The organism is Arcicella rigui, assembly GCF_034929435.1.
In the GTDB taxonomy this organism is placed as follows: Bacteria; Bacteroidota; Bacteroidia; order Cytophagales; family Spirosomataceae; genus Arcicella; species Arcicella rigui.
In genome coordinates this window covers 118470-128226 of the sequence record NZ_JAYFUM010000024.1, presented here as the reverse complement: position 1 = coordinate 128226, position 9757 = coordinate 118470, and the positions used below count along the sequence as shown (strand labels likewise).

Annotated in this window: 6 protein-coding genes; 4 read left to right on the top strand and 2 right to left on the bottom strand. The window is 35.6% G+C overall.

Going from position 1 to position 9757, the window contains the following annotated elements; genetic code table 11:
* Window positions 1-684: 684 nt before the first annotated feature.
* On the bottom strand, window positions 685-2892 hold the full coding sequence (locus tag VB248_RS18795) for a carbohydrate binding family 9 domain-containing protein (RefSeq protein ID WP_323298365.1): 2208 nt from the start codon (window positions 2890-2892) through the stop codon (window positions 685-687).
* A gap of 278 nt (window positions 2893-3170) precedes the next feature.
* On the opposite strand from VB248_RS18795, the gene VB248_RS18790 reads away from it, so the two are divergent.
* Window positions 3171-3824 (top strand): PAS domain S-box protein, encoded by a 654-nt coding sequence (locus tag VB248_RS18790; RefSeq protein WP_323298364.1) that lies wholly within the window; start codon window positions 3171-3173, stop codon window positions 3822-3824.
* A gap of 63 nt (window positions 3825-3887) precedes the next feature.
* Here the strand turns inward: VB248_RS18790 and VB248_RS18785 are convergent, their stop codons facing one another.
* Entirely contained in the window at window positions 3888-5099 is a 1212-nt protein-coding gene (locus tag VB248_RS18785) for a LysM peptidoglycan-binding domain-containing protein (protein ID WP_323298363.1), read from the bottom strand.
* Window positions 5100-5366: 267 nt separating this feature from the next.
* On the opposite strand from VB248_RS18785, the gene VB248_RS18780 reads away from it, so the two are divergent.
* From VB248_RS18780 to VB248_RS18770, 3 genes are all read left to right on the top strand, one after another.
* Window positions 5367-6794 (top strand): alpha-L-fucosidase, encoded by a 1428-nt coding sequence (locus tag VB248_RS18780; protein WP_323298362.1) that lies wholly within the window; start codon window positions 5367-5369, stop codon window positions 6792-6794.
* A gap of 110 nt (window positions 6795-6904) precedes the next feature.
* Window positions 6905-8401, top strand: a complete 1497-nt coding sequence (locus tag VB248_RS18775; RefSeq protein WP_323298361.1) for an alpha-L-fucosidase — start codon at window positions 6905-6907, stop codon at window positions 8399-8401.
* Window positions 8402-8649: 248 nt separating this feature from the next.
* Window positions 8650-9681, top strand: coding sequence for a sialidase family protein (locus VB248_RS18770; RefSeq protein WP_323298360.1), 1032 nt, complete (start codon window positions 8650-8652; stop codon window positions 9679-9681).
* Window positions 9682-9757 lie beyond the last annotated feature (76 nt).

Below are 9757 nucleotides of genomic sequence, written 5' to 3'. Positions count from 1 at the left end.
TATATCTTTGCTGAGTACGTAGTACATAAAAAGGTTGCTTTGGTATGGTTCGCAAAACAAATATCAGCAACCTTTTTTATTTTTAAGCAATACTGTCAAAAAAGTCAAGATGACTTCATAATCTAAAATACTGAAAATCAAGACAACAATCAAAAAAAAAATAGTATAAATCTGTGATACCGTTGGCATCAAGAATAATCCTAATAAATTTTCAATAGAAACAATCCCAAAGGGATTGAAGATTTATAAAATAAACAATGTATAAAACAACATTGTGACCCCGTTGGGGTCATAGATTCGCTCGGAATTTGCTGGGTTATAAATCTGTGATGCCGTTGGCATCAAGAATAATCCTAATAAATTTTCAATAGAAACAATCCCAAAGGGATTGAAGATTTATAGCATAAATAATGTATAAAACAACATTGTGACCCCGTTGGGGTCATAGATTCGCTCGGAATTTGCTGGGTTATAAATCTGTGATGCCGTTGGCATCGTAATAAACTAAATACTGAACATGAACAAAATTTCCTTTATTTTGAATACTTTAATTTAAATTCTATTTTAACTGTTGCTAAAATAGATAGAGGTTTAAGGATAAAAATCCTCTTCTCAGCAGAAAAGAGGATTTTGGGTAAAGGTATTTTTATTTAAAACTCTTCATTAAAGACCTATTTTAACATATTAAAACTGTTTCAAATAACTAATTTTAGCAATTACATGATTATCTGATAGTTTTTGAGAGAAACTATTTTCAAACTCTCTGTGATTCAACACTAAATAAATATAAGACAAAGGTCTGTACTCATACGAAAGTCGGATATTGTAGTTTTTGGCTTTACTTCCTGAGTTTTGTTGGTAAAAACCAATCAATTGTACTCGTGGATTCAAGGCAAATCTTCCTTCTATTGAATATAAATCGACGGTCAAAGATGTTTTATCATCCCCTACTTCTATAAATCTATTTCTGTTGAACCTACCCGTCAATGAAAAATGTGGTATTGGAGCAAATTGTAAAGTCCAGTTTCCTGAGTTTAATGTTCCTCCAAAATATGAACCCCAATTATACCCTACTTGTAAATTAAGTATTCTTGAAGGGTCGGTACTGGCATAAATTTGGTGACGTACATAATTATATTCCCCTGTTTTGATTTTTACGCCCAGTGGTTCAAAGTCTTCGGTTAAATATTGATAAGTCGGTGTAATATTATATCCAAAATATGCACCGCTTTGGAGATTTAGCCAAATAGGATATACCGTCCAAGTTCTTTCTATGAGCCTTCCCGTTGAGGCTTGATGATAAAACTCTGGAAAAATACTGGGTTCCCAAGCTCGTAACCATTTTTTAAAAGGAAGATGTTTGCCTCTGTAAAACCAAAATATGCCCGGCGTAGTAGCAATGACGTCGGTTCGAGAAACAAAACCTAATTCAGGGTTATAAGTTTTAGTAACAACCGACTGAGTCCACCATATTTTTAATTGATTAGTCACAAAAAAGTATTGAGCATAAGCCGCCAAACCTTGTGTACCTGTTGACGATGAAGCCGAATGCGAAACCATAGTACTTAATGAATGAGATTCACTAAAACGGAAGAAACCATCTACCGAACTTACAATATTAGAACCATCAGGACGATTCTTTACCGTCAATAAACCACCAATACGGTTTTGTTTACCAAAGTTCTCAGAAAAACGAGTCACAAAAAAGTTAGTTGCGGGTGTTTCCTCATTACCTCTTTGACGCATCAAGATTGTTCCGAAATTTCTCTTTGTAGAACGATACACATATCTACCACCAACATCAATTGGGATAGGGTTTCCAGTATCGTCCAAACCAATTCTTCTACTAAAAAAAGGTTGAATGTGCATATTCCCACCCGATTCGTCAGGATTACGGCTTACTCCTACCCCAAACAGGGAAGCATTTTCTAAAAAGAATTGTCGTCGTTCAGGAAAGAAGACAGAGAATCGAGTAACATTGTTTACTTGTCGGTCTGCGTCAGCTTGGGCGAAGTCAGTATTAGTCGTTAAATCAAGAATAGAATTCGGACTAATAGCCCACTTTAATTCTCCTCCAAATTTCAAATTAGTTTCTTGTGGTTTTATAGAAGCATCGTAGCCATTATAAGAATCATAAGAACTTAGAAAGTAGGGTTGAAATCTAATATTTGGTTTTGGCGGAGGAGGTTGTAAATTTTTGAGAACTCCTGCGTAATCCATTCGCATAGAGGTAAAAGTACGAGGAAAAGCAGAGAAAGCCGATACTTCATTACTGAGTCTTCGGTTGCGGTACGCATTAAAACCCCAGCTTTGCGTAGAATCAGCAGTCTTTGGATAACGAAGCGTTTGCCAAGGAATCGCTATTTCAGCAACCCAACCAGAGTCTGTTCGAGAAGTACGAACACGCCAAAGCCCATCCCAGTCAACATCATAAAAAATATCATCAAAAGAAAGTAAATCTCGCTGAACTCCATAAGGATTCGTAGCAATTGACATGGCATTTCGTTGGTCATTGAAACCATCAAAAGAAAGCGTTACCAAATCGTGTTGCATATTATTAAAATCTCTTTTAAAATCCGTAGCACGAATTGCCTTTTTGCCTAAAGAATCTTTGGAAATGATACCAAAATACAAATACTGTTTATTGTACAATACTTTTATATGCGTATCATGATTAGGCTTTTTACCTTGAAATGGTTCAATCTGAATAAATTGCGGAGATTCTTTGGCTTGTTTCCATTCTTCTTCATTTAACAGACCATCAACTTTTAATGTAGTATTGATTTTCACCGCTTCCATTACCTTTTTGATGGAATCGGGTTTGAATACGTTGGCATCTTGTCCGAAAATATTTAAAGAGATTAATAAAAATAGTAAAGTTATTTTTTTCATAGATGAAATGTTGATGGTTTTACTGACTCAATCAAAGTCGATTCGTAAATTGAATCAGTACTTTGCTCTTAAAAAAATGAATGAATGCTAAAATTATAGAAAGATTTATGATTCTTTGTCCACTGTTATCATTTCATCTGGGTATAAAAATTAGTTAAAACAATAGAATCGTGATAAATTATCTAAGAATACCAAAAAATGTATTTATTTTGAGTAAGTTTACCCTCCAAATTTGGTTTTAAACCAATATTAGTGATACACAATCAACAAAAGAAGAAATGGCCGAGCAGTTAGTTTTAAAAGATAAATCAAAAATAGAATTACTAAGATTTCTGGAAGCATATCAGACAGCAATCGATGCCAGTATTATTTGTTCTGTGACAGATACTGCTGGTAATATAGTGTATGCCAACAAAAAATTTTGTGAAGTAAGTAAATATTCAGAAGGAGAATTAATCGGGCAAAATCATCGGATTTTATCTTCTGGCTATCATTCAAAAGATTTTTTTAAAACTATGTGGCAAACCATTTCACATGGGGAGATGTGGCGTGCAGAAGTAAAAAGTAAGGCAAAAGATGGTACGTTTTTCTGGCAAGACAGCATGATTTTACCAGTTTTTGGAGCAGACAATCAAATAATTCAATACTTTTCCATCAGAATTCCGATTGATGATAGAAAAAAAGCAGAAGAAGACCGAGAAAAAAGAATCCAAGCTTTAGAAAATATACTCTTTAAAATTTCCCATGAAGTAAGGCATCCAGTTACGCTAATGTTAGGGGTTTGTCATTTATTTGAAGATTCACTGCTTACTCCCGATGAACTCCATACCTTTTTCCATGCCATCAAAACTTCCGCCGAACGTTTAGACGTTTATACAAGAGAGATTACCGAAGCAGTTAGTAAGATTAGAGATAAAGAGAATCTCCTATAAAAAAATCCCCATCCTTCGCCTTTTGCTTTTGGATGGGGATTTTTTATAAAACAATTATAAAGCTTACTTATAAAAACTAAAGCCACTGTTTAAAATTTTGAGTACTCTATCTTTTTTCCAAGATTGTGTATCATTATTGGCTACTTGTCTTACAATGGCTGTTTCATCCAAAGAATATAAATTTGAACCTGATGAGATTTGCTCAATTGCAGGCTTCAAAACAGCCAATGAACCAGAAAGTCCACGGTTTACACTTAAATCAACTCTGAAAGCAATGCCACCTTCTGAGCTAATGATATTTCCAATTGGCACATTCGCACCTCTGATATTAATCATTAATGACGGAGAAACCGCTTTGTTTACGTATTCTTCTAAAGCTACTTCTACTTGTGCTTGAATCATAGCTTCTGAATAGCCCGTAGAGATAAAAGCAGTAGTTAAAGTCATATTATTAGCAACTTCCATGTAAGCCGAATCGCCTTGTTTTGAACCAACGGAGAAACCAGAAGAGCCAACATTCATTCCATAAGTACCCAATAGATTGTCAAAAGAAGAAGGGTCAAGGTTTTTGAAACGTTGTAATACTTTCGTAAGTACCGAACCGCTTGCTACTGCACCTGTGAACTGAATAAAACCAAAAGAGAAAATTGCCTTGTCGTAACTGTTTACGGCATCGAAACAACCTTCTTGTTTTGAAATGTATTGTAAAATTTTGGCATAAAAAGGTTGTGGACACAAGCTTGCTACGAAATCAAAGTAGTTATTAATACTTGATGAGCCAGCATAACTAATTCCATTTTGATTCACTGTGTTCGGTGAATTATAACGATCTTTTACAGTCTTGGTCATTGTACCATTTGGTGTTGGAAACGAAATGGTATAGACATTAGATGAGCCTTGATTTGTTTTTTGTACTTGTACTGATTGGCTTGGAGCAGCGTATCCTCCTCCTCCACCATAAGTACTTTCTCTTGATGGCGTTGGTGCAGGTGGATTATAATCTGGTACATAAGGTTTATTAGCTCCTCCTCCCGAAGGTGGATATAAATAAGGGTCACTTGATGAACCACCGCTACTATAAGAAGAAGAACCGCCACTGCTATAAGGTGAAGGGTCTGAGCTATAACCTGATGAAGAACCACCTACATTTAAAACTTGACCAATAGATAAATTCGGAGAACTCATTCCGTTCATTTGAAGAATCTGGTCAACTGTAAGACCATATTTTTTTGAAATACTGTATAATGTTTCTTTCGGCTGGACTGTATGTGTCATTATTTTATATTGATTTAAGATTGTTAGCTAAATTAACTAAAATAATTTCTTTATAAGTATCAAGTAAAAAAAAATTATTAAACGGTAATTCCATGTTAAATAGCTTGAAAAATTAGCATAAATAAACACACATCGGCAACATAATACACAATACTCAAAATAAACTTCAAAAAAATCGTAAATTACAGAGAATGATAAGGTATAAATTTCCTATTTGTACTTTTATGTAATAAATAGCTTTGCAAGCTTTCATCAAAATTATTTGTCATGCTAAAAAAAATCTTAACATCTGTCATTTTGTCGGCAAGTTTACAGTTTACTGCTTCCGCACAAGGCAATATTCATCAAGCTTCAACGGAATATCAATATCCAACTGACCCATTAGTAAAAGAAAAATTAGAAACTTGGCGAGACCAAAAATTCGGGATGATTATTCACTGGGGTTTGTATGCCGTTCCGGGCATTATTGAATCTTGGGAATTATGTTCTGAAGACTGGATTAACCGTGACAGTACTCAAACCTATGATGATTACAAGAAATGGTATTGGGGTTTGAACAAAAAGTTTAACCCAACTAATTTCAATCCAGACCAGTGGGCTGGTGCAGCCAAAGATGCAGGAATGAAGTACGTGGTTTTTACGACAAAACACCACGATGGGTTTTCGATGTTTGATACCAAGTACTCTGACTTTAAAATTTCAAACGGGCCTTTTGCACAAAACCCTAAATCAGACGTTGCCAAATATGTTTTTGAGGCTTTCAGAAAACAGAATTTTATGATTGGTGCGTACTTCTCGAAACCAGACTGGCATTCTGAATACTTTTGGTGGAATCGTTACGCTACACCAGACCGTAATGCCAATTACGATATTCGTAAAAACCCTTGGCGTTGGAATAAATTCAAAGAGTTTACTTATAACCAAATTCAGGAATTAATGACTGGCTATGGTAAAATGGATATTCTTTGGCTTGATGGCGGTTGGGTACGTCCATTAGAAACTGTAACGGATGAAGTAAGAGCTTGGGGAGCTGCCATTCCAGCCTTTAGTCAAGAAATTGATATGCCAAAAATTGCTGCGATGGCTCGTAAAAATCAACCCGGCTTATTAGTGGTTGATAGAACTGTTCATGGAGAATTTGAAAATTACAGAACACCCGAACAAAGTATTCCTGCCACAAAATCAGACACTCCTTGGGAAAGCTGTATTACTTTAGGCGGTGCTTGGGGTTATGTACCAAATGATAATTTTAAATCAGCCACCAAAGTAGTACATACTTTAATTGAAGTAGTTGCCAAAGGCGGAAGTTTATTATTGGGTGTTGGCCCAGGAGCAGACGGTACTTTGAACGACATCCAAGTTGCTCGTTTGAAAGAAATTGGTACTTGGTTGAATGCCAACGGAGAAGCCATTTATAATACCAGAACAACGGATATTTACAGAGACGGCGAAACATTTTTCACTAAAGGAAAAGATAATTCAATCTATGCTTTAGTAAGATTGCCAGAAGACCAAGCCATTAGCCCAACCATTACTTGGACGGGCAATGTACCAGCAAAAGGAGCAAAAGTAATGTTATTAAGCGAAAAAGTAGCCGTAAAATGGAAAGCCGAAGGCGATAAAGTAAGCGTTACTTTACCTGCTTCTTTCTTGAAAAAGTATAAAAATTATCCAAGTTTGGCTTTTAAATACTAATAAATGAGTGATTGGTTAATGGTGATTGGTAATTAGTATTTTAACTTACTAATTATCAATTATTTATTGTAGAAACAAACGTCAACAAAATTGTATTAGTTAATAATATTATGAAAAATGCTCTGATTTTATCAATTCCTTTTTTACTATTTTCTCAGCAAAACCACGCTTCTACTTTTCCACAGTTAAGCGAGCCAGTGGTAAAGAAAACAAGTAAAAAAACGGTTTCAGCTCCAAAACCAGTGTATCCAATTCCTACCAAAGACCAATTGGCCTATCAGGAAATGGAAACTAATGCCTTTATCCATTTTACAACCAACACTTTTACAGATTTGGAATGGGGCAATGGCGACGAAAGTACGGCGATATTTAATCCAACAGCTTTGGATGCCAACCAATGGATAGGTACTTTAAAAGAAACTGGTTTTAAAGGAGCGATTCTTACTTGTAAACATCACGATGGTTTTACGCTTTGGCCAAGTAAGTACACAGAGCATTCTATCAAAAACAGTCCTTACAAAGGTGGAAAAGGCGATGTAGTAAAAGAGACGGCTGAGGCTTGTAAGAAATTCGGCGTAAAATTTGGCGTTTACTTATCACCGTGGGATAGAAACCATGCTGATTATGGCAAACCAGAATACATTACTTATTACAGAAACCAGTTGAAGGAATTGTTCAGCAATTATAAGCCTGTTTTTGAATTATGGTTTGATGGTGCAAACGGCGGAACTGGCTATTATGGTGGAGCAAGAGAAGCACGCAAAATCGACGGAAAAACCTATTACGATTGGCAAAATACGATTCCGATGGTGAGAAAAATGCAACCTGATGTTATCTTTTTTAGTGATGCTGGGCCAGAAATACGTTGGTGTGGCAATGAAAGAGGTATTGCAGGAGAAACCAATTGGAATAATATTACGCCTGATAGTTTGTACGCAGGAAAAGCTGGGATTGAACAATTGTTGAACACAGGTTCAGAAAATGGTACTGCTTGGATTCCGAGTGAAATTGATGTTTCTATTCGTCCGGGTTGGTTTTATCATGCCTCAGAAGACGAAAAAGTAAAATCTGCTGAAAGATTATTTGAAATTTATCTTACTTCGGTGGGTAGAGGTTCAAATTTATTATTGAACATTCCGCCAGACCGCCGTGGACTTTTCCATGAAAACGATGTAAAAGCCTTGAAAGGATTTAAAGCTTTATTAGACAAAGAATTTAAAACTAATTTAGCCTTGAATGTTCCTGTAAAAGCAAGTGCAGTACGTGGAAATGCTCCTCAGTTTTCAGCAAAAAATGTAGTTGATGGCAATAAAGAAACCTACTGGACAACTGACGATGAACAAAAAACTGGCAGTTTAGAAATTAATTTAGGAGGAAATAAAGCCGTAAAATATGTACTCTTGCAAGAATACATCAAACTCGGACAAAGAGTAAAAAGCTTTAACGTAGAAGTTTGGAAAAATAACGCTTGGCAAGAAGTTGCCTCAGCGACAACGATTGGCTATAAAAGAATCTTGAAATTAGATGGCGTTGAAACCAGTAAAGTTAGAATCAACATCAAAGATGCGAAAGCTTGTCCTGTGATTGCTAATGTGGCGGTTTATTAGCTTTGAGCCGTGAGCAATGAGCTTTGAGCTTTTTTATTTTGCTCAAAGCTCAAAACTAATAAATGATGTTCAGTGAATAAATTGATTACACAGAGTTTAGCGGAGTTTTTAAGAGTTTCACAGAGGATTTTATTAAAATGTTTCTCTGCGAAACTCTGTGTATTCTCAGTGTTCCTCTGTGTCTTTCGATTGTCCAGTAGTCAGATAAATAATCACTCAATCACTAACTCAATCATTCACAATTATATATGAAATCCCTAACCTTACTTTTCCTATGTTTTTCATTCACTGTGTTTTCTCAACCAAAAGCTACATTGGTGAAGGCTGAAAATATTTTTACTGTCCCTCCTACTCCTGCTTGTCATGCTTCCACGATTGTTGAATTATCTAAAGATACCTTTATGGCTTCATGGTTTGGCGGTAAATATGAAAGCAGCCCCGACGTTGGCATTTGGATTGCTACCAACAAAAAAGGTAAATGGAGCGAAGCCAAACAAATTGCAAACGGCATTATCAACGATACGCTGAGATACCCTTGTTGGAATCCAGTTTTATTCAAAACCAAAGCAGGTAAACTTTTACTTTTCTATAAAGTGGGCAAAAATCCAAGAGAATGGTGGGGAATGAAAATGACTTCTGAGGACAATGGCAAACATTGGACTAAAGCAGAAAAGCTTCCAGAAGGAATATTGGGGCCAATCAAAAATAAACCTTTTCAGTTAGCCAATGGAGAAATTTTATATCCTTCAAGTACTGAAAGTTTGGATGAAAAAGTATGGAATATTCATCTTGAGAAATCAGATAAAAATACCAAAACCTTCAAAAAAATCAACATTGCTTGTGATACTTTTGGCGTAATTCAGCCCAGTATTTTACAGTACTCAGGTAATAAATTACAATTACTTTGTCGCTCAAGACAAAATGCTGTTGTACAAACTTGGTCGAACGACAATGGAAATACTTGGTCGCCATTAACACTTACAAATTTGCCCAATCCCAATTCTGGAACGGATGCTACTACTTTAAAAAATGGTTTACAGGTATTGGTTTATAATCCACTCAAAAAAGGAGCAGATTGGTTTAATGGTCGCTATAAATTGAATGTTGCCGTTTCAAAAAATGGTAAAGATTGGCAAGATGTTTATACTTTGGAAGATGAAAAAGAAGGCGAATTTAGCTATCCAGCCATTATTCAAAGTACAGAAGGATTGGTGCATATTACTTATACGGCTAATCGAAAAAATATAAAGCACGTTGTTTTGAGCTGTGAGCTTTTTTAGCTATCAGTTGTGAGCTATGAGCCTTGAGCTTTTTTTCTTCAAAGTTTCAATTCGAAAAGCTCGTAGCTAAAAAACA

What these genes read in the sequence shown, in the direction of transcription:
- VB248_RS18780 (WP_323298362.1), top strand. Translation starts at nt 5,367, where the DNA reads ATGCTAAAAAAAATCTTAACATCTGTCATTTTGTCGGCAAGTTTACAG.
- VB248_RS18775 (WP_323298361.1), top strand. Translation starts at nt 6,905, where the DNA reads ATGAAAAATGCTCTGATTTTATCAATTCCTTTTTTACTATTTTCTCAG.
- VB248_RS18770 (WP_323298360.1), top strand. Translation starts at nt 8,650, where the DNA reads ATGAAATCCCTAACCTTACTTTTCCTATGTTTTTCATTCACTGTGTTT.
- VB248_RS18785 (WP_323298363.1), bottom strand. Translation starts at nt 5,099, where the DNA reads ATGACACATACAGTCCAGCCGAAAGAAACATTATACAGTATTTCAAAA.
- VB248_RS18795 (WP_323298365.1), bottom strand. Translation starts at nt 2,892, where the DNA reads ATGAAAAAAATAACTTTACTATTTTTATTAATCTCTTTAAATATTTTC.
- VB248_RS18790 (WP_323298364.1), top strand. Translation starts at nt 3,171, where the DNA reads ATGGCCGAGCAGTTAGTTTTAAAAGATAAATCAAAAATAGAATTACTA.